Below are 20,626 nucleotides of genomic sequence, written 5' to 3'. Positions count from 1 at the left end.
CGCGTTTGAACCGCTTCAGCCGTCCGCTTGCAGCCAGGCGGACTTGAAATCAAACCAGCCCAGGCTGTTGAGGCGCACGCCCTGCATCTGGGCCGGCCCTTGCAGCCGCAGCCAGTTGTGAAACAGCGGCAGCATCCAGCGTTGCTGGACCACGGCGGCGGACAGATCCTGGGCGCGGAACAGGCCCTGGCGCCAGCTCTGATGCCACTGCGCCAGCGGCAGCGCCGGCTCCAGGCATCGGCGCAGCAGCGGGGTGCCCAGCACCCAGGCGGCCACCGAGTATTCCGGCCGGGTGGCGAAGTTGACCGAGCCCAGCCACACATCGGCGTCGGCCCGGCCCTGCTCCCAGTCGGCGTAGGGCAGAGCGAGGCATTCCAGCGTCACGCCGTGGGGCCGCAGGCAGCGCGCCATCGCGGCGGCGATCAATTGGTACTCCGGATGCTGCTCGTAATACGCCAGACGCAGCGCGCTCAGACCGTCCGGCGGCTTCAGGTTCAAGGCCGGCTGGGCGTGGTGCCAATTGGGCAGCAGGCCGGCGGCCGGCGCCCAGTACTGACGCACCGCCGGCGCGGTTTCATGGATCACGGCCAGCGGCGCCAGGGCCTGGGCCAGCCAGTCGCGCAGCGCGGCGTCGTGCAGACGCGGGGAGCGGCCGTCGGCGAGCAGGAAGTAGACGCCGGACTCCAGCGCCATTTCGGTCTGCACGCTGGGCTCGCGCGGATTGATGCGCACTTCCAGGCCGCAGACCTGGCCGTTGCCGTGCTCCAGTTGTTCGCCCAGTTCCGGCATCATCCAGATGTCCACCTGGTCCAGCAGCGCGCGGTAGCCGAAGTAATCGTCGAAGGCCTGCAAGCACAGCCGGTGGCGGGTGTTGGCGGCGACGCGGTAAGGGCCGGTGCCCACCGGGCGCGAGGCGAAGTCGGCGCGGGCGGCGTGGTCGGCCGGCAGGATCAGCGCGGCGCTGTCGGCCAGCAGCCAGGGCAGCCATTGGTCGGGCTCGCTCAATTCCAGCGCCAGGCTGCGCGGCGACAAGGGCCGCACGGCTTGCAGATGGGAGAACAGCGGCTGCGCGCGCAAGCGCAGCAGCGAGGCCTGGACATCGGCGACGCTCAGCTCGCGGCCGTCGTGCCAGCGCACCGCCGGTCGCAGGTGGAAGTGCCATTCCAGCGGGCCCTGCTGGCTCCAGTGATGGGCGAGATCGCCTTCCACTTCCCCTTTTTCCTCATTTATCCGGCTCAGTCCGTTGAAGATCTGGCCGACCAGATGCCGCTCGGAACGGCGCAAGGGCGTGCCGGGGTAGAGGTTGGGCAAGGGCCGGTAATAAGGCACGCCCAATACCTGGCGGTCCTGGCTCCAGCGTTTGCCCAGCCGCGCCAACAGCAAGGGCGCCAACTCGCCGCGGTCGTCGCCCAGCAAGTCCACCGCCTGCTCCACCCGGCCCTGTTCCAGCAATTGCGCGGCGCGCTCCCGCTGCAACTGCTCCGGGGCTTGCAGAAAGCGCAGTTGCGAGCGCATGCCGCGCCCGGCTTGCGCCTGCCACGCTATCCAGCCTTGCGCCTGCATCTGTTGCAGCAGGCTGCGCATGTGGCGACGCGTGCAAAACAGCAGGTCGGCCAGCTGTTGCAGCGAGACGGCCTTGGTCTGGCCGGCGAAGTGATGATGGAGCTTCTGGTATTGCTGGGCGAGCCGCGCGGACATAAGAGGAAGTTTCCTGATTGAAAGTCAGCAATTTTTATTGCCTCATATTGCGCCGACAATACTCGCATCCACAGCGGGAGTCCACAGCGATGAAAACCGATCCGACCTTCTTGTTTTACCAGCGTTTTCTCGACGGCAAAAAGCCGGTGTTCGGCTTGACGCCGCAGGCGGCGCTGGAGCGTTTGAACGAGTTGATGCAATGGCGTCCGCCGGCGGACGGCGGCGCAGAAAAAAAGCCGGGCGAACCCGGCTTGGAAGGTACTGAGGAGAACGAGGGAATTCAGAACCCGTTCAAAGTCTGGCGAGCCAGCGCCAGACATTGAAGCGGATCTCAGCGTAGGTAAGGCAGGTAGGGCGCCTCCTCGCGGATGGCGTAAGTCTTGCCGCCCAAAGTCACGCTGAAGTTGCGCGGGCCGGAGATCGGCAGATAGTAGACCACGGCCAGGCTGACGCTCTGGCCCGGCGCCAGCGACTGCCACGACGGCAGCTTGACCGAGACGCGATGGGCGTCGCCCTTCAGGCCGCCGATATTGTTGCCGCTATGGCCGACGCTGATCACCTTGAGTCCGAAGCCGGACTGGTCGGCGAAGTTGGACGGCGCCGAGGTGGGCACGTCGAACTGGAACTCGGTGCCGCCGGGCAGGGTGCTGCCGGAACGGTTGGTGATGGTCAGCTTGGGGTTGATCGGATAATTGCTGTCGCCCAGCGCGTAGCCGTCCAGCGAGAAGCCGACGTCGATGGCGGCGGTGGCGGCCGGGGCGGCGGCGGCGGGCTTGACGCTGACGGCGGCCGGTTTGCTGAAAGCGTTGTACAGCAGGCTGGTCAGCGTGGTGCCGATGAAGTACTCGCCCTTGCCGCCGTTGCGCTCCTGTTTCCAGTCGTAGTCGCCGGCCAGTTCCCAGAACATCACACCGCCGACGTTGTTGGCGTCGACCCAGGCGGCTTTCTTGGCGATGGACTGCTCATCCTCGGTGGACAGGAACACTTTCTTGCCGGCGTTCCACAGCCACGGCGCGCTCAGGGTGTCGTTGTAGAAACGCTGATAGCTGCCGCTGAGCTGGTTTTCCGGCTTGCTCGGGTCCAGATAGGCGGACAGATAGCTGCCGCCCTGGTTTTTCTCCAGGTTCTTGGCGTGCCACATCGGGTTGGAGCCGGCGCCCACCTCACGGCCTTGTTCGTCCAGGTCGTGCCACAGATTGTCTATGCCCACCGCGCCGTCGCCGCAGGTTTTCAGGCCGGTCGGGCAATTGCCGCCCACCGAAGTGCCCCACAGGCCGTTGCTGCCGCCGTTGACGTTTTTCCAGCCGCGGGTGTAGTAGGGCACGCCGATATTGACGCGCGCCGCCGGCAGGCCGCCGCGGTAGTAGTGGTAGGACCAGTCGGTGTTCAGATAGCCGATGCCGCCGTATTGCGCGGTGGTGTACACGCTCCAGCGCGCCAGTTCGGCGTCCTTGCCGTCGTCGTAGAGCGCGGCGTTGGGGCCGACGAACTCGTTCCAGGCGCCGTGCAGGTCATAGGACATCACGTTGACGAAGTCGAAGTTGCGCAGGCTCTGGAAGGCTTCCATGCCGCGCAGCAGATAGCCGGAGGCCGGCACCGCGGCGGTGAGCTGGTAGTAGCGGCCGTCCTGGGAGGCGGCGCGGTCCAGCCGTTCGCGCAATGTCCGCGTCAGCGCGTTGAAGCCCTTGTTCAGCGAACCGCGGCGGGCGTTGGCGACGCTCCAGTCCAGCGGATTGCCGGCGTCGTTCATCGAGGTCGGGTATTCGAAGTCGATGTCCACGCCGTCGAAGCCGTATTTGCGCAGGAAGGCGACGGCGGAGTCGGCGAAGGCGTCGATGCCGGCCTGGTTGACGCTGCCGTCGGCGTTGATGGTCATGCTGTAGAAGCCGCCGCTGTTGACGCGCTTGCCGTCAGCGCCGAAATAGCCGCCGGTCTCGGCCCAGCCGCCCACCGAGACCAGGGTTTTGACGCCCGGGTATTTGCGCTTGTACTGGGTCAGCAGGTTGAAGTGGCCTTTATAGGGCAGGCTGGCGTCCATTTCCGCGCCGGGCACGCCCGGCCAGCTCATGTCGGTGGCCGGGTTGCCGGGATTGTTTTCGCCCACCGACAGCCGGTTGTTGCCGTCCACGTGGGCGAAGGCGTAGTTGATGTGGGTGAGCTTGCCCCAGGGGATGTCGCTGGCGAGGTAGGCCGGCTGGCCGTTCTTGCCGGTGCGCCAGCTGGTGAAGTAGCCGATCAGCCGCTTGCGGCTGCCGTTGGCCAACTGCTCGGCGCCGCCTTTCTGGTAGGCCGCGCAATACGGCACGTCCACGCCGTCGGTGCGCGCCAGCCCTTCCGGCCGGCACAGCGCGTTGCCGGTGGGCGGAGGCACTTGCACCAGCGGCGGTTCGGTCGGGTTGCCGCCGCCGTCGCACTGGCCGATCAATTTCCATGGACTGGCGTCGCTGGCGGAGGGCGTATTGCCCTGGGTCCACCATTTGGCCTCCCAGGTCTGGCCCTGGTAGCTGACGCGCTGGCCGCCGGTGTAGATCGAGCCGGCGCTCCAGGCCGGGTCGGCGCAGCTGGCGGCCGCGGTTTTGATCAGGCCGTCGCGGGCGGCGGATGCCGGCGCCTTGGCGGCGGTGGGGGCGTGCTGGGTGGCCAGCAGCGCGGCGCCGGCCACGGCGGTGCCGGCCAGGCCGGTTTTCAGCAGCAGTAAGGCTTTGCTCACAGTCCATCTCCTTCTTGGAAAAAGGCGGGGCGAAAGGCCGGCGCGGCGCGCCGACTTGTATTTAAGTTGTATTAAAGTTGTATGTAAGTGGTATTGGACATAAGCATGTGCAGGGAAGGACTAAGCACACACCTGTTCTTTTTTTCAGGTGTATTCGCGCCGTTTTTTGCTAGCGCCCGGACGAAGACGGACGCGCTGAGCGCGGCGGGACGGCCAAAGCCCGCAGCGGCGGCGTTTATGCGGTTTGGAGGCGGGAGAAGGAGACGGAGCGGCGGTTGGAATGCTGCAATGCGGCACGCCGACCGTGAATAATGGCGGAAAGAGCGAACTGTCGTTTTTCCGCGGCAGGAACTGTCGAAACCGGTTTAGTCGAAGCTCAGTTGACTGCCGGCGGCGATGGCGTGCTGGCGCGCCAGCGCGTGACGGGCGTAGCCGGTGCAGTGACAGGCGTACAGGCCCTCCGGCGCCAGTTGCTGGAAGTAGCGGCGGGTCCGCCAGACGCGCCACGGCGCCGCGCTGCGCAGGTGGAAACCGCCTATCACCGCGTGGACGCGCGGCTCGGCGCAGACTTCGCGCGCGTAGTCGACGATGTGGCGGATGCCGGAATGGGCGCAGCCGCTGAAGACAATCAGGCCTTGCTCGCCGCGGTAGACCAGGGCCGAATCGTCGGCCACCGGGTCCGGCCGGTGGCCGCTCGCGTCGACGAGGCGGCCCAGGGTGCCGCGGCCTTCGGCGTGGCGCCGCCGTGGTATCTGGCCGAGGAAGACGTAGCGGTCGGCGAAGGCGTGGGGCCGGGCGTGCAGTTGCAGCTCGAAGCTGGCTTGCAGATCGGCTTCGGCGAGCGGCGAGCCCAGCTTGCGCAGCGTGATGGGCCCCAGCCGCGCTTCGCGCGCTCGGAAGGCCTCGGGATGGGCCAGCAGCGGCAGCGGCGGCGCCGCGCGCTGGCGCAAGAGCCGGCTGAGCGCCGGCAGGCCGCCGCTGTGGTCGTAATGGCCGTGCGACAACACCACCTGGCTCAGCGCGGCGAGGTCGACGCCCAGCTGGCTGGCGTTGCGCAGCAGCGCGTCGCTGCGGCCGGTGTCGAACAGGATGCGGTGCGGGCCGTCCTCGATCAGCAGCGCGAGGCCGGGCTCGGCGATCAAGTCCGGCCGCAGGCTGTGGTTTTCCGCCAGTACGGTGACGCGCATCGCTTATTGACCGCGCATGAACAGCTTGTCCAGCTCGCGCATCGACAGCCGGGTCCAGGTGGGGCGGCCGTGGTTGCATTGGCCGGAGCGTTCGGTGGCTTCCATATCGCGCAGCAAAGCGTTCATTTCCGGCAGCGTTAGCTGGCGGTTGGCGCGCACCGCGCCGTGGCAGGCCATGGTGGCCAGGAGCTCGTTGCGGCGCTCGGTCAGCACCTGGCTGAGGCCGAACTCGCGCACATCCTTCAGCACCGCGCGCGCCAGGTCCACCGGATTGCCGTCCTTCAGCCACACCGGCACGCCGCGCACGGCGATCTGGGTGGGGGACAGCGGCGCCAGTTCCATGCCCAGCCGCTTCATCTCCTCGCCATGTTCGTGGGCGGTGGCCACCTCCATGCGATCGGCGGCGAAGGACACCGGCAGCAGCAAGGGCTGCATCGGGATGGTGTCGGCCTCCAGCGCGGTTTTCAGCTGTTCGTAGACGATGCGTTCGTGGGCGGCGTGCATGTCCACCAGGATCAGCCCGTCTTCGCACTGGCTGAGGATGTAGACGCCGTGCAGCTGAGCCAGCGCGAAGCCCAGCGGCGGAACGCCGTCCGCGCTTTGCGGCAGCGCGGCCACGCGTTGCGGCGGCAGGCTGTATTCCACCGGTGCCGGCGCGGCGGGCTGGGCGCGTTCTTCCTCGCGCAGGCCGCCGAACAGCTTGTCGTAGATGCCGGTGGCTTCCCTGGCCACGTGCAGCGGCATCGCCTGCTGCTGGTAGCGGAAGGCGGGTTGTCCCCCGGCCGGGTCGGAGGAGGGCGCGGCGGGCCGGTTGAACGGCTTGTCGAACAAGGGCGCGGATTCGCCCTGGGCCAGCGCGGGCTCGGCCGCCTCATCGGCGCCGGCGATCTGAACGGTAGGCGCGGCGCCGGCGGTGGTGCTGGCCAAAGCCTTGTGCACGCTGTGGAACAGGAATTGGTGGATGGCCTGCGATTCGCGGAAGCGCACTTCGATCTTGGTCGGGTGCACATTGACGTCGACGCCGGACGGCTCCATGGTCAGGAACAGCGCGTAGGCCGGATGACGATCGTGGTGCAGCACGTCGCGGTACGCCTGGCGCAGCGCGTGCAGCGCGGTCTTGTCGCGGACGAAGCGGCCGTTGACGTAGAAGTACTGGGCGTCGCGGCTGGCCTTGGAGTAAGTGGGGGAGGCGACGAAGCCGCTGAGCGTCAGCGGGCCGGCGGCGGTGTCGATCTCGATGGCGGCGGCGACGAAATCCTTGCCCAGCATTGCGGCCACGCGTTCGGCCAGGCTTTGCGCCGGCAGGCGCCAGATCACCCTGCCGTTGTGGCGCAGCATGAACTCCACATGGGGGTGGGCCAGCGCGATGCGCTCGAATACCGCCTCGCAGTGCGCGTATTCGGTGTTCTCGCTTTTCAGGAATTTGCGCCGCGCCGGGGTGTTGAAATAGATGTCCACCACCTCGACGCTGGTGCCGGGCGCGTGGGCGGCCGGCTCCACCGGGTGCAGCGCGCCGTCGATGGCGATGAGCTGGTGGGCGTGTTCGGCGTCCGGCGGCCGGCTGACCAGGGTCAGCCGCGACACCGAGGCGATGCTGGCGAGACCCTCGCCGCGGAAACCCAGGGTGGCGACGTTTTCCAGATCGTCCAGCGAGGCGATTTTGCTGGTGGCGTGGCGGTCCAGCGCCAGCGCCAGGTCTTCCGCCGCGATGCCGCCGCCGTTGTCGGTGACGCGCAGCAGCTTGATGCCGCCCTGGGCCAGGTCCACCGTGATCTTGGACGCGCCGGCGTCCAGGCTGTTTTCCAGTATTTCCTTGAGCGCGGAGGCGGGGCGTTCCACCACTTCGCCGGCGGCGATCTGGTTGACGAGGTGGTCGGGCAGGCGTTGGATGCGTTTCATGGGCGGCATTGGGGCGTGATGTCAAAGCAAAAGGCCGCGCTACGGCGGCCTTGTCGATTCTACTACGGATCAGCCGCGGGCGGCCGCGCGCTTGTGGCGCCAGATTTCAATCAGTCCCGGCAAGAAGGAGACCAGAATGATGCCGAAGATCAGCAATTCCAGGTTCTTGCGCACGAAGGGCAGGTTGCCGAAGAAATAGCCGGCATAAGTGAAGCCGACCACCCAGGCGATGGCGCCCACCACGTTGTAGCGCAGGAACTGCGGGTAGTGCATCTTGCCGATGCCGGCGACGAAGGGCGCGAAGGTGCGCACGATGGGCACGAAGCGGGCGAAGATGATGGTTTTGCCGCCATGGCGTTCGTAGAAGGCGTGGGTCCGGTCCAGGTATTGCGGCTTCAGGATGCGCGGAAACTTGTCGAACAGCTTCATGCCGACGTTGCGGCCGATGGCGTAGTTGGTTGCGTCGCCGAGGATGGCGGCGACGATCAGGAGCAGCACCAGCAAGTGCGGGTTCATCTGGCCCATGGCCGCCAGCGCGCCGGCGACGAAGAGCAGCGAGTCGCCGGGCAGGAAGGGGGTGACCACCAGTCCGGTTTCGCAGAACACGATCAGAAACAGAATGGCGTAGATCCAGGGGCCGTAGGCGGCCACCAGCTGGGACAGATGAGTGTCGATGTGCAGGATGAAGTCGATCAGAAAAGTGATGGCTTCCATGATGTCGTTGCGCTCGGTAAGGGTGCTGCTCGGGTTGAAAGTAAAACTGGCCGGACAAGCCGGCCAGCAATCAGAACCTTTTTAAATGAGGCTCATGAGGGAAGTGATCAGACGACCGCTTCTTCTTTTGGTTTCACCGGCTTGATCATATGTTCGCGCTTCACGCCCAGCCACAGGGCGATCGGGCTGGCGACCAGCACCGAGGAGTAAATGCCGAACACGATGCCGATGGTCAGCGCCATCGCGAAGCCGTGCAGCGCCGGGCCGCCGAACAGCAGCATGGACACCACCATCATCTCGGTGGAGAAGTGGGTGATGATGGTGCGGCTCATCGTGGCGGTGATGGCGTTGTCGATGACTTCGGCCACGCTGTGGCCCTTCATGCCCGGCTTGCGGAAGTTCTCGCGAATCCGGTCGAACACCACCACTGATTCGTTCACCGAGTAGCCCAGCACCGCCAGGATGCCGGCCAGCACGGTCAGCGAAAACTCCCAGCGGAAGAAGGCGAAGCAGCCCAGGATGATCACCACGTCGTGCATGTTGGCGATGATGGCCGCGATGGCGAAACGCCATTCAAAGCGGATGGCCAGGTAGATCATGATGCCCACGCACACCAGGATGGTGGCGGTCAGACCGTGGGTCACCAGTTCCTCGCCCACGCTGGGGCCGACGAAGTCCACTTTGCGCAGTTGCACTTGAGGATCGCCGGCCTTGAGCATGGCCATCACTTTTTCCGACAGCTGGGCGGAGGTGACGCCCGGCTTGTTGGGCAGGCGTATCATCACGTCGCGGCTGCTGCCCAGGCTCTGCACTGTGGATTCGCCCAGCTTGAGCTCGTCCACCTTGTCGCGGATGGCGCCCAGGTCGGCGGACTGCTGGTACTGCACCTCCAGCACGGTGCCGCCGGTGAATTCCACGCTGTAGTTCAGGCCGCGGGTGGCCAGGAAGAAGATGGCCAGGATGAAGGTCACCAGCGAGATGGTCGTGGTGAGCCGGCCGTAGCTCATGAACGGGATGTCCCGTTTGATGCGGAAAAGCTCCATATCCGGTCCTTATCCTTTGTTTTCCGGTTTCCACACCTGGCCGATGGCCAGCGTGGTCAGTTTGCGGCGGCGGCCGTACCACAGGTTGACCAGGCCGCGGGAAATCACCACCGCGGAGAACATCGAGGTCAGGATGCCCAGGCTGTGCACCACGGCGAAGCCGCGCACCGCGCCGGAGCCGAAGATCAGCAGCGCGAGGCCGGCGATCAGCGTGGTGACGTTGGAGTCCAGAATGGTGTGCCAGGCGTGGGTGTAACCGGCCTGGATCGCCGAATGCGGCGGCACGCCGTTGCGCAGCTCCTCGCGGATGCGCTCGTTGATCAGCACGTTGGCGTCGATGGCCATGCCCAGCGCCAGCGCGATGGCGGCGATGCCGGGCAGGGTCAGCGTGGCCTGGATCATGGACAAGAGCGCCAGCAGCAGGAAGACGTTGATCGCCAGCGACAGCGCGGAGAACACGCCGAACATGCCGTAGTACAGGACCATGAAGGTGGCGATGGCGGCAAAGCCCCACAGCGTGGCGTGGAAGCCTTTCTCGATGTTTTCCTGACCCAGGCTCGGGCCTACGGTGCGTTCTTCGACGATGTTCATCGGCGCGGCCAGCGAACCGGCGCGCAAGAGCAGGGCGGTGTCGTTGGCTTCGGCCGGGTTCATGCTGCCGGAGATCTGCACGCGGCCGCCGCCGATTTCGGATCGGATCACCGGAGCGGTCACCACTTCGGCGCGGCCTTTTTCCACCAGCACCATCGCCATGCGGCGGCCGATGTTCTCGGCGGTCACCTGACGGAAGATGGAGGCGCCGGCGGAGTCCAGATTGATGTGGACGGCGGGCGCGCCGTTTTCGTCGAAGCCGGCCTGGGCGTCGTTGATATTGTCGCCGGTCAGTTCAACGTCCTTGCGCACCAGAATCTTCTGCACGCCGCGGGAAGAGGCTTCGTCCAGCAGCTCGTAGCCGGCCGGCACGTTGCCGGCCATCGCGTCGGCCATCTTGCTCGGGTCGTCTTCCACCATGCGCACTTCCAGCGTGGCGGTGCGGCCGATGATGTCCTTGGCGCGGGCGGTGTCCTGGATGCCGGGCAGCTGCACCACGATGCGGTTGGGGCCGTTCTGCTGAATGATGGGCTCGGAGGTGCCCAGCTCATTGACGCGGTTATGCAGCGTGGTGATGTTCTGTTTGACCGCGTCGCCCTGGATCTTGGTGATCTCTTCCGGCTTCAGGGTCAGCGTCAGCCGGTAGTTGCCGTCGTCGCTCTTGACGGTGAGCGAGGGCAGGCTGCGGTAGACCACGTCCTGAGTGGCCTTGAGCGTGTCGGCGTCGCGCAGCTGCACTTCCAGCGTATTGCCGTTGCGCTTGATCGCGCCGTAGCGGACTTTCTTGTTCTTCAGCTCGCGGCGCAAGTCGCCGGCGTAGCGTTCCATCGTCTTGTCGATGGCGGCCTTCATGTCCACTTCCAGCAGGAAGTGCACGCCGCCGCGCAGGTCGAGGCCGAGGAACATCGGATGCGCCTTCAGGCTGGTCAGCCAGGCGGGGGAGGCGGACAGCAGATTAAGCGCGATGATGTAGTTGTCGCCCAGCGCGTGCTGGATGGCGTCGCGCGCCTTGAGCTGGGTGTCGGCGTCCTTGAAGCGGACTCGCAGGCTGGTTCCGTCGAGGAACAGGCCGTCGGGAGAGATGTTCTGCGCTTTCAGCGCCTCTTCCACGCGCGTCATCACGGCGGTGTCCACCGGAATGGATTGGCGCGAGCTGGAGACCTGGACCGCGGGAGTCTCGCCGTAGAAATTGGGCAGCGTGTAGATCGCGGAAAGGATCAGGGCCACCGCAATGACGAGGTATTTCCAAAGAGGGTAGCGGTTCATGTTTTAGTTCGGGAAAAGAAAATGAACCGGCCACCGGCAGCGCGCTGCGGTGGCCGTCGGCTGAATCCTTACAGCGACTTCAGCGTGCCTTTTTCCAGCTTGGCGGAAACCGAGCCGCGCTGAACGGTGATTTCCACGCCGTTGGCGATTTCCAGAGTCAGGAACTGTTCGCCGATCTTGGCCACGCGGCCGACGATGCCGCCCTGGGTGGCGACTTCATCGCCCTTCTGGATTTCCGACAGCATCTTCTGATGCTCTTTCATGCGCTTCTGCTGCGGGCGCACCATCAGGAACCAGAACAGCACGAAGATGGCGATCATGGGCAGGAAGCCCATCAGGTCGAAACCTCCTACTGCGGCGCCGGTGTTGGCGAAGGCGGGGCTGATAAAGGACATCAAACTACTCCCTTAGATTATGTATTGTTATGGCTGGTCGAAATAAACGGACCATTGTAGCCATGCTGGTCCGCTTTTTCCAATGCTTGCGACGGTCAGGCCTGTGACAGGCCGACCGCGCAGGTGGTTCCTCAGTTGACGCCGCGGGCGCGCTTGGCGGCGAACTCCAGGCGGAAGTCCTCGAAACGGTCTTCCTCGATGGCGCGGCGCATCTGGCGCATCAGCTCCTGGTAATAATGCAGATTGTGTATGGTGTTGAGGCGGGCGCCCAGAATCTCGCCGACGCGGTGCAGATGATGCAGGTAAGCGCGGCTGAAGTTGCGGCAGGCGTAGCACTCGCATTCCTCGTCCAGCGGCTTCTTGTCGTCCTTATAGCGCGCGTTCTTGATCTTGACGTCGCCCCACTGGGTGAAGATCCAGCCGTTGCGCGCGTTGCGCGTCGGCATCACGCAATCGAACATGTCCACGCCGTTGGCCACGCCGTGCACCAAATCCTCCGGCGTGCCCACGCCCATCAGATAATGCGGTTTCTCCGCCGGCAGCATGTCCTTCAACTCGGTCAGCATCCGGTACATCTCAGGCTTGGGCTCGCCCACCGACAGGCCGCCGATGGCGATGCCGTCGAAGCCGACCTGCATCAGGCCTTCCAGCGATTCCTGGCGCAAATCGGTATAAAGGTTGCCCTGGACGATGCCGAACAGCGCATTGGGGTTTTTCAGATCGTCGAAGGCGCGGCGCGAGCGCTCTGCCCAGCGCAAGCTCATCTGCAGCGACTTCTGCGCGGTGGCGTGATCCACCTGGCCCGGCGTGCACTCGTCCAGCTGCATCACGATGTCGGAGTTGAGCACGGTCTGGATCTTCATCGAGATTTCCGGGCTCAGGAACAGCTTGTCGCCGTTGATCGGGCTTTGGAAGGTGCAGCCTTCCTCGGTCAGCTTGCGCATATCGGACAGGCTGAACACCTGGAAGCCGCCGGAATCGGTGAGGATGGGTTTGTCCCAGCCGATGAACTCGTGCAGGCCGCCGAACTGTTCGACGATCTCCAGGCCCGGGCGCAGCCACAGGTGGAAAGTGTTGCCCAGAATGATCTGGGCGCCGATGTCGTTCAGCTCGACCGGGCTCATCGCCTTGACCGAGCCGTAAGTGCCCACCGGCTGGAACACCGGCGTCTCCACGGTGCCGTGGTTCAGCTCCAGCGTGCCGCGCCGCGCGCCGCCGGAGGTTTTATGTACGGTAAACTTCAGCATGATTCGGGGATTGCTCTGGTATGTTTGTTTAGCAAAATCAGCCGGCTAGTATACCGTAAGCCGCGCCCGCTGGGGCTTTGTCGCGGTTTCTTCCTCGCGGCGGATGAAAAAAACGCTTGCCAAGCGTAGCGGGCTTGTTTAGTATTCGCAGCTCGACGACAGGCACGTAGCTCAGCTGGTTAGAGCACCACCTTGACATGGTGGGGGTCGTTGGTTCGAGTCCAATCGTGCCTACCAAAATTCAAACGCATGGAGCGTTACAAGTGTCCAACTTGCGAACTACCACAACCCGACATACTCACGCTAGCTGAGCCTTGCGGGTTGTTCCATGCAAAAAAAGTGCGGCTCAGGCCGCACTTTTTTTTTATCCTACGCTTTCTAAAAATTTCTCTCTCGCCTTGTTGGAGTTGACATGCCAGACATTCGCTTGCCGGACGGCTCGATCCGTTCGTTCGATAAACCGGTAACGGTTCATGAAGTGGCCGCATCCATCGGCGCAGGCTTGGCTCGCGCGGCGCTCGCTGGTCGCGTGGACGGCGCGCTGGTGGACACCTCTTACGCCATCGACCGCAATGCCGACCTGGCCATCGTCACCGACAAGGACGCGGACGGCCTGTCCATCATCCGCCACTCCACCGCCCACTTGCTGGCCTATGCGGTGAAGGAGCTGTTCCCGGAAGCCCAGGTCACCATCGGGCCGGAGATCGAAAACGGCTTCTACTACGATTTCGCCTACAAGCGCCCGTTCACGCCGGAAGACCTGGCCGCCATTGAAAAGAAAATGGCCGAGCTGGCGAAGAAAGACATCCCGGTGGAGCGTTACGAGCTGCCGCGCGACGAAGCCATCGCCTACTTCAAGAGCATAGGCGAGGCCTATAAGGCCGAGATCATCGAATCCATCCCGCAGGGCGAAGTGCTGAGCCTGTACCGCGAGGGCGAATTCACCGACCTGTGCCGCGGCCCCCACGTGCCGTCCACCGGCAAGCTCAAGGTGTTCAAGCTGATGAAGGTGGCCGGCGCCTACTGGCGCGGCGACAGCAAGAATGAAATGCTGCAGCGCGTTTACGGCACCGCCTGGGCCAAGAAAGAAGACCTGGACGCCTATCTCTATATGTTGGAAGAGGCGGAAAAGCGCGACCATCGCAAGCTGGGCGTGCAACTGGACCTGTTCCACCTGCAGGACGAGGCGCCGGGCATGGTGTTCTGGCATCCCAAGGGCTGGCAGCTGTGGCAGAGCGTCGAGCAATACATGCGCGAGAAGCTGAACCGCGAAGGCTATAAGGAAATCCGCACCCCGATGATGATGGACGCCCATCTGTGGGAGCGTTCCGGCCACGCCGCCAACTACCGCGAGAACATGTTCATCACCGAATCGGAAAAGCGCGACTACGCGGTCAAGCCGATGAACTGCCCGGGCCATGTGCAGGTGTTCAATAGCGGCCTGCGCTCTTATCGCGATCTGCCGCTGCGCTACGCCGAGTTCGGCTCCTGCCACCGCAACGAGCCGTCCGGCGCGCTGCACGGCATCATGCGCGTGCGCGGCTTCGTGCAGGACGACGGCCACATCTTCTGTACCGAAGACCAGATCAACCAGGAGGCCAAGGATTTCCATCGCCTGGTGATGGAAGTGTACGAGCGCTTCGGCTTCGACAAGGTGGCGATCAAGCTGGCGTTGCGTCCGGAAAAACGCATCGGCGAAGAAACCACCTGGGACAAGGCGGAAGAAGGCATGCGCGAAGCGCTGCGCGCTTGCGGCGTGGAGTGGGAAGAGCTGCCAGGCGAGGGCGCGTTCTACGGCCCCAAGATCGAATACCACATCAAGGACGCGCTGGGCCGTTCTTGGCAGTGTGGCACCCTGCAGCTGGACTTCATGCTGCCGGAGCGTCTGGACGCCGAATACGTGGCCGACGACAACAGCCGCAAGCGTCCGGTGATGCTGCACCGCGCGGCGCTGGGTTCGCTGGAGCGCTTCCTCGGCATCCTGATCGAAAACCACGCCGGCGCCTTCCCCTTGTGGCTGGCTCCGGTGCAGATGGTGGTGATGAATATCACCGAAGCGCAGGCCGAATACGCGGCCAATGTGGCCGCCAAACTGCGCGAACATGGCTTCCGCGTTGATCTTGACTTGAGAAACGAGAAGATCGGCTATAAAATTCGCGAGCACAGTCTGCAAAAGTTGCCGTATCAGATCATCGTCGGCGACAAGGAGAAGGCTGGCGAGTTGGTTGCCGTACGCTCCCGCGGGGAAGACCTGGGGCAGCTTACGCTGGATGCGCTGATTGCGCGCCTCAAGGCTGAGATGCCTGGGGCCTGATTCCGGCGACGGCAGGCATTGAGTTTAGATTAATAGGAGATTTGGCTATAGCTCAGGAACGCGAAGCACGGATCAACGGCGAGATTACCGCCCGTGAAATTCGTCTGGTAGGTAAAGAAGGTGAGCAGATTGGTGTTGTCAGTCTGCGTGAGGCAATGGCGCTGGCGGAGGAAGGCGATGTGGATCTGGTGGAGATTTCCCCGACCGCGCAGCCTCCGGTATGCAAGCTGATGGACTACGGCAAGTACAAGTACGAGCAGTCCAAGAAGCGTCACGAAGCCAAGCAGAAGCAGAAACAGGTTCAGATCAAGGAAATCAAGTTCCGTCCGGGCACCGACGACGGCGACTACAACGTCAAGTTGCGCAACTTGACCCGATTCCTGGCTGACGGCGACAAAGCCAAGGTCACCCTGCGCTTCCGCGGTCGTGAGATGGCCCACCAGAACATCGGTTTGGAGTTGCTTAAGCGTGTCGAAGCCGATTTGTCCGAAATTGCGGTGGTTGAGCAGTTTCCCAAGCTGGAAGGCCGCCAGATGGTCATGATGATTGCGCCGAAGAAGAAATAATCGGTATAATCATCAAACTGACACGGCAGGGTTCGCTCTGCCGTGTTGATTTTGTAGGTCGGCAACGATCTGCCCAAAAGCGTGACACGATGGTTTTTCAAGCGTTTCCGGATTCGTTCGGCAGCCACCTCGCGTCTAATCTAATCAAAATTCAGCAGGAGCAGTCCATGCCGAAAATGAAAACCAAGTCGAGCGCGAAAAAGCGTCTCAAAGTACTGGGCAATGGTGGTGTAAAGCGCTCTTACGCGTTCAAGCGTCACATCCTGACCAAGAAAACCACCAAGAACAAGCGCCAACTGCGTGGTACTACCATGGTAGATAGCACCAATATGGCCTCTGTTCGCGCAATGATGCCCTACGCTTAAGGAGACTAAGATATGCCACGCGTAAAACGCGGTGTAACCGCTCGTGCTCGTCACAAGAAAATCCTCGCACTGGCGAAAGGCTATCGCGGCCGCCGGAAGAACGTCTATCGCATCGCCAAACAGGCGGTGATGAAAGCCGGTCAGTACGCCTACCGTGACCGTCGTCAGAAAAAGCGTCAGTTCCGTCAACTGTGGATTGCTCGTATCAACGCAGCTGCTCGTGAAAACGGCCTGCCGTACAGCAAATTCATGAACGGCCTGAAAAAAGCCTCTATCGAAATCGACCGCAAGGTCCTGGCCGACCTGGCCGTGTTCGACAAGCCGGCTTTTGCACAGATCGTCGAAAAGGCGAAAGCAAGCCTCGCTGCTTAATCGCCCGGACGGATCAAAAGGGAGGCAATCTTGCCTCCCTTTTTTTTGATGCGGCCCGGCCGCAGGCATGACTCAAGATCAAGACGGTTGGCCAGACTCGCCCGAGTGCTGGGGCGCGTGTGGCCAGCTTTCTTTCGCATACGGTGTGGAACACGATGAACAACGTTGACGCGATTCTCCAATCCGGTCTGGCCGCGGTAGCCGCGGCGGCCGATCTTCTTGAACTGGAGCAGGTCAAGGCCCGCTATCTGGGCAAGAGCGGCGAGTTGACCGAACTCCTGAAACAGCTGGGCAAGCTGCCCGCCGAAGAGCGCAAGGCCGCCGGCGCCACCATCAATGTGGCCAAGCAGGCTTTTGAGGCCGCGCACAAGCAGCGCCTCGACCAATTGAACGCCGCCAAGCTGGAGGCGCAACTGGCCGCCGAGGCGCTGGACGTGACCCTGCCGGGGCGCGGCAGCAACGGCGGCGGCCTGCACCCGGTGGCGCTGACGCTGGAGCGCATCGCCGGCCTGTTCCGCACCATGGGTTTTGAAGTGGCGGACGGCCCGGAGATCGAAACCGATTTCTACAATTTCCAGGCGCTGAACATCCCGGAAAACCATCCCGCGCGCGCGATGGCCGACACCTTCTACGTGGAAGGCGGCGACGTGCTGCGCACGCATACCAGCCCGATCCAGGCGCGCTTCATGATGAACAATCAGCCGCCTATCAAGATCGTGGCCCCGGGCCGCGTATACCGCGTGGACTCCGACGCCACCCATTCGCCGATGTTCCACCAGATGGAAGGCCTGTGGGTGGAAGAGGGCGTGTCCTTCGCCGACCTCAAGGCGGTGGTGACCGACTTCCTGCGCCGTTTCTTCGAGCGCGACGATCTGCAAGTGCGCTTCCGTCCGTCCTTCTTCCCCTTCACCGAGCCCTCGGCGGAAATCGACGTGCTGGGCGAGCGCGGCTGGCTGGAAGTGGGCGGCTGCGGCATGGTGCACCCCAATGTGTTGCGCAATGTCAACATCGACCCGGAGCGTTACACCGGCTTCGCCTTCGGCATCGGTCTCGATCGTTTCGCCATGCTGCGCTATGGCGTCAACGACCTGCGGCTGTTCTTCGAGAACGACCTCAACTTCCTGAGACAGTTCAACTGATCGCGTACGGAGCCGAATACTATGCAATTTTCCGAACAATGGCTGAGAAGCTGGGTTAATCCGTCGCTGAGCACCGACGAGCTGTCCTACCTGCTGACCATGGCGGGCCTGGAGGTGGAAGAAGTCAACGCCGCCGCGCCGGCCTTCAGCGGCGTGGTGGTGGCCGAAGTCAAGGAAGTGGCCCAGCACGAAAACGCCGACCGCCTGCGCGTGACCAAGGTGGACGTGGGCACGGGCGAACTGGTGCAGATCGTCTGCGGCGCGCCCAATGTCGCCGTCGGCCTGAAAGTGCCGTGCGCTTTGCCCGGCGCCGCGCTGCCCGGCGATTTCAAGATCAAGCCGACCAAGATGCGCGGCGTCGAATCCAACGGCATGCTGTGCTCCGGCAAGGAGCTGGGCGTGCCGGACGAGGCCGACGGCCTGCTGGTGCTGCCGGCCGACGCGCCGGCGGGGCAGAGCATACGCGACTACCTGGGCCTGGACGACCAGCTGTTCACGCTGAAAATCACCCCCAACCGCGCCGACTGCCTGTCCATCTGCGGCATCGCGCGCGAAGTGGCGGCGCTGACCGGCGCAGAACTGGCGCCGGTGGCCATTCCCGCGGTGGCCCCGGTCATCGACGACGCGCTGTCGGTGAGCATAGACGCCGCCGCTGGCTGCGGCCGCTACCTGGGCCGCGCGCTCAAGGGCGTCAACGCCGCCGCCGCCACGCCGGAATGGATGCGCCGCCGCCTGGAGCGCGCCGGCCTGCGTTCGATTTCCGCCGTGGTCGACATCACCAACTACGTATTGTTGGAACAAGGCCAGCCGATGCACGCCTTCGACCTGGCCAAGCTGGACGGCGGCATCGTCGTGCGCATGGCCAAGGACGGCGAAGAGCTGCTGTGCCTGAACGAGAAAACCGTCAAGCTCAAGTCCGATTACATGGTGATCGCGGACCAGACCAAGGCGTTGGCCATCGCCGGCATCATGGGCGGCGAGCACAGCGGCGTCACCGCCGCCAGCACGGATATTTTCCTGGAAAGCGCCTTCTTCGCGCCGGAAGCGATCGCCGGCAAGGCGCGCGAGCTGGGCTTCGGTTCCGATTCTTCCTTCCGTTACGAGCGCGGCGTGGACTTCCAGCTGCAGCGCGAAGCGATGGAACGCGCCACCCGCCTGGTGCTGGACATCTGCGGCGGTCAGCCGGGTCCGGTGGTGGAGGCCGTGGCCGAACTGCCGCGGCGCGGCGAGGTCACGCTGCGCGTGCCGCGTTGCGCCAAGTTGTTGGGCGTGAGCTTGAGCAGCGCGCAGATCGGTGAAATTCTGGGCCGGCTGGGCCTGGCGCACCGTCTGGACAGCGAAGTCTTCACCGTGGAGGCGCCGTCCTTCCGCTTCGACATCGCGATCGAGGAAGACCTGATCGAGGAAGTGGCGCGGGTATACGGCTACGACGCGATCCCCGCCGACGCGCCGCGTTCCGGCATGCGCATGCTGGCGCAGCGGGAAGAGCTGCGGCCGCGCGATCAGATCCGCCATCTGCTGGCGGCGCGCGACTATCAGGAAATCGTCAGCTACGCCTTTGTCGACGAGGCCTGGGAGCGCGATTTCGCCGCCAACGAGCAGCCGGTGCGCCTGATCAACCCGATCGCTTCGCAGATGAGCGTGATGCGCTCCACGCTGATCGGCGGCCTGGTGGACGTGCTGGTGGGCAACCTCAACCGCAAGCAGCCGCGCGTGCGCGTGTTCGAAGTGGCGCGCGTGTTCAAGAAATCCGCCGACTGGTTCGATCAGCCGGAAAAAGTGGCTGGCCTCGCCTGGGGTCCGCGCTTGCCGGAGCAATGGGGCGTCAAGGCTGAACGCGTCGATTTCTTCGACGTCAAAGCCGATGTCGAAGCCCTGTTGCACCCGCGGCGCGCGGATTTCTGCAAGGCCGCGCATCCGGCCTTCCATCCGGGCCGTTGCGCCGAAGTGCTGGTGGACGGCGTGGTTGTCGGCGTGATCGGCGAACTGCATCCCAAGTGGGCGCAGCAATACGATCTGCCCAGCGCGCCGGTGCTGTTCGAACTTGACCTGGCGGCGGCGGAAGCGCGGCAGCCCATCAAGGCGCAGCCGGTGAGCAAGTTCCAGGCGGTGCGCCGCGATCTGGCGCTGGTGGTGGACGAGGCGGTGGAAACGGCCCAATTGCTGGCCTGCTTCGCCAAACACGGCGCCGCCATCGTCAGCGAAGTGGCTTTGTTCGACGTTTATCGCGGCAAAGGCGTGGAAGAGGGCAAGAAGAGTCTGGCCTTCCGCGTGATGTTGCAGGACAATAGCCGCACGCTGACCGACGAAGACGTGGAGCCGGCGCTCAAGGCCCTGCTGGACGGCGTTGCCGCCGAGCTGGGCGCTCAGTTGCGCTGAGCCCAAGGCGTGGAGCCCGCCGCGGAGTCGGCGGGCTTTTGAATGATTAGAAATATTGATGTGTGAGAGGGTGACATGACTTTGACCAAGGCTGAGCTGGCCGACATGCTGTTCGATCAAGTAGGTTTGAACAAGCGTGAAGCCAAGGACATGGTTGAATCGTTCTTTGAGGAAATTCGCCAGGCCCTGGAGTCCGGCGATTCCGTCAAATTGTCCGGTTTCGGCAATTTCCAATTGCGCGACAAGCCGCAGCGTCCGGGTCGCAACCCCAAGACCGGGGAAGAGATTCCCATCACCGCGCGACGTGTGGTAACGTTCCACGCTAGTCAGAAACTCAAGGGAATGGTCGAGCAATTCCATGCCAACAAGCAAGGCTGATCTGCCGCCGATACCGTCCAAGCGCTACTTCACCATTAGCGAGGTGAGCGAGCTCACCGGCGTCAAGCCGCATGTGCTGCGCTATTGGGAGCAGGAATTTTCCCAATTGCGCCAGGTGAAGCGCCGCGGCAACCGCCGTTATTACCAACATCACGAAGTGTTATTGGTCAGGCGCATTCGCGGTCTGTTATATGACGACGGGTTTACCATCCACGGCGCCCGCCAGCGTCTGGGCGCGGACGGCCAAGAAGTGCGCCCGGCAACGGCCCAGGAGGTCAGGACCGAGTTGGAGGCGATTTTGGAATGGCTTGATTCAGGGCTTGGCAAAAATCAAAAAGCAGTTTAGAATACGTTTCTCTCGAG

At 63.8% G+C, this 20,626-nt stretch carries 18 protein-coding genes and 1 tRNA gene; 10 read left to right on the top strand and 9 right to left on the bottom strand.

Translation table 11 applies throughout. From position 1 onward, the window contains the following. Positions 1 to 15: 15 nt before the first annotated feature. Positions 16 to 1,698, bottom strand: a complete 1,683-nt coding sequence (sgrR, locus tag QUG03_RS12940) for an HTH-type transcriptional regulator SgrR (protein WP_500820166.1) — start codon at positions 1,696 to 1,698, stop codon at positions 16 to 18. A gap of 17 nt (positions 1,699 to 1,715) precedes the next feature. On the opposite strand from sgrR, the gene QUG03_RS12935 reads away from it, so the two are divergent. Then, positions 1,716 to 2,021 carry a hypothetical protein gene (locus QUG03_RS12935; protein ID WP_146176695.1) on the top strand — a complete coding sequence of 102 codons (306 nt, stop codon included), beginning with the start codon at positions 1,716 to 1,718 and terminating at the stop codon, positions 2,019 to 2,021. 8 nt (positions 2,022 to 2,029) lie between these two features. Here the strand turns inward: QUG03_RS12935 and QUG03_RS12930 are convergent, their stop codons facing one another. From QUG03_RS12930 to tgt, 8 genes are all read right to left on the bottom strand, one after another. Beyond that, entirely contained in the window at positions 2,030 to 4,408 is a 2,379-nt protein-coding gene (locus QUG03_RS12930) for a chitinase C-terminal domain-containing protein (protein WP_500820165.1), read from the bottom strand. Positions 4,409 to 4,773: 365 nt separating this feature from the next. Beyond that, positions 4,774 to 5,595, bottom strand: a complete 822-nt coding sequence (locus tag QUG03_RS12925) for an MBL fold metallo-hydrolase (RefSeq protein WP_500820164.1) — start codon at positions 5,593 to 5,595, stop codon at positions 4,774 to 4,776. 3 nt (positions 5,596 to 5,598) lie between these two features. Then, a complete protein-coding gene (mutL, locus tag QUG03_RS12920) occupies positions 5,599 to 7,494 on the bottom strand; it encodes a DNA mismatch repair endonuclease MutL (RefSeq protein WP_500820163.1) in 1,896 nt (631 codons plus the stop codon). Between the two features lie 69 nt (positions 7,495 to 7,563). Next, positions 7,564 to 8,208: a DedA family protein gene (locus QUG03_RS12915; protein ID WP_107800251.1), complete on the bottom strand. Its 645-nt coding sequence runs from the start codon at positions 8,206 to 8,208 to the stop codon at positions 7,564 to 7,566. 107 nt (positions 8,209 to 8,315) lie between these two features. Beyond that, positions 8,316 to 9,251, bottom strand: coding sequence for a protein translocase subunit SecF (secF, locus tag QUG03_RS12910; protein ID WP_107800250.1), 936 nt, complete (start codon positions 9,249 to 9,251; stop codon positions 8,316 to 8,318). 9 nt (positions 9,252 to 9,260) lie between these two features. Beyond that, positions 9,261 to 11,108, bottom strand: coding sequence for a protein translocase subunit SecD (secD, locus tag QUG03_RS12905; RefSeq protein ID WP_107800249.1), 1,848 nt, complete (start codon positions 11,106 to 11,108; stop codon positions 9,261 to 9,263). A gap of 68 nt (positions 11,109 to 11,176) precedes the next feature. Then, positions 11,177 to 11,503: a preprotein translocase subunit YajC gene (yajC, locus tag QUG03_RS12900; protein ID WP_043633815.1), complete on the bottom strand. Its 327-nt coding sequence runs from the start codon at positions 11,501 to 11,503 to the stop codon at positions 11,177 to 11,179. 131 nt (positions 11,504 to 11,634) lie between these two features. Next, positions 11,635 to 12,750 carry a tRNA guanosine(34) transglycosylase Tgt gene (gene tgt / locus QUG03_RS12895; RefSeq protein WP_107800248.1) on the bottom strand — a complete coding sequence of 372 codons (1,116 nt, stop codon included), beginning with the start codon at positions 12,748 to 12,750 and terminating at the stop codon, positions 11,635 to 11,637. 160 nt (positions 12,751 to 12,910) lie between these two features. On the opposite strand from tgt, the gene QUG03_RS12890 reads away from it, so the two are divergent. The 9 genes from QUG03_RS12890 to QUG03_RS12850 all read left to right on the top strand — a co-directional run bounded on the left by QUG03_RS12890 (position 12,911) and on the right by QUG03_RS12850 (position 20,609). Next, positions 12,911 to 12,987 (top strand) — tRNA-Val (locus tag QUG03_RS12890). 175 nt (positions 12,988 to 13,162) lie between these two features. Beyond that, entirely contained in the window at positions 13,163 to 15,064 is a 1,902-nt protein-coding gene (gene thrS / locus QUG03_RS12885) for a threonine--tRNA ligase (protein WP_500820162.1), read from the top strand. 41 nt (positions 15,065 to 15,105) lie between these two features. Then, positions 15,106 to 15,630: a translation initiation factor IF-3 gene (gene infC, locus QUG03_RS12880; protein WP_081556240.1), complete on the top strand. Its 525-nt coding sequence runs from the start codon at positions 15,106 to 15,108 to the stop codon at positions 15,628 to 15,630. A 167-nt stretch (positions 15,631 to 15,797) separates the two neighbouring features. Then, positions 15,798 to 15,995, top strand: a complete 198-nt coding sequence (rpmI, locus tag QUG03_RS12875) for a 50S ribosomal protein L35 (protein WP_019103239.1) — start codon at positions 15,798 to 15,800, stop codon at positions 15,993 to 15,995. A 12-nt stretch (positions 15,996 to 16,007) separates the two neighbouring features. After that, the gene (gene rplT / locus QUG03_RS12870) at positions 16,008 to 16,367 is read left to right on the top strand and encodes a 50S ribosomal protein L20 (protein WP_019103240.1); all 360 of its coding nucleotides are present in this window, start codon (positions 16,008 to 16,010) and stop codon (positions 16,365 to 16,367) included. Positions 16,368 to 16,522: 155 nt separating this feature from the next. Further along, entirely contained in the window at positions 16,523 to 17,506 is a 984-nt protein-coding gene (gene pheS, locus QUG03_RS12865) for a phenylalanine--tRNA ligase subunit alpha (protein ID WP_107800246.1), read from the top strand. A gap of 21 nt (positions 17,507 to 17,527) precedes the next feature. Beyond that, entirely contained in the window at positions 17,528 to 19,885 is a 2,358-nt protein-coding gene (gene pheT / locus QUG03_RS12860; protein ID WP_500820161.1) for a phenylalanine--tRNA ligase subunit beta, read from the top strand. A gap of 75 nt (positions 19,886 to 19,960) precedes the next feature. Further along, the gene (locus QUG03_RS12855) at positions 19,961 to 20,263 is read left to right on the top strand and encodes an integration host factor subunit alpha (RefSeq protein ID WP_019103243.1); all 303 of its coding nucleotides are present in this window, start codon (positions 19,961 to 19,963) and stop codon (positions 20,261 to 20,263) included. Then, complete coding sequence (locus QUG03_RS12850; protein ID WP_107800244.1) at positions 20,244 to 20,609, top strand: MerR family transcriptional regulator; 366 nt, start codon at positions 20,244 to 20,246, stop codon at positions 20,607 to 20,609. The genes QUG03_RS12855 and QUG03_RS12850 overlap by 20 nt, the downstream gene beginning before the upstream one ends. Positions 20,610 to 20,626: the final 17 nt, after the last annotated feature.

It is taken from the genome of Chromobacterium sp. CCUG 30098 (assembly GCF_059916605.1).
Note: the sequence above shows the minus strand (reverse complement) of the source record. Positions and strands in the feature narration are given on the sequence as shown.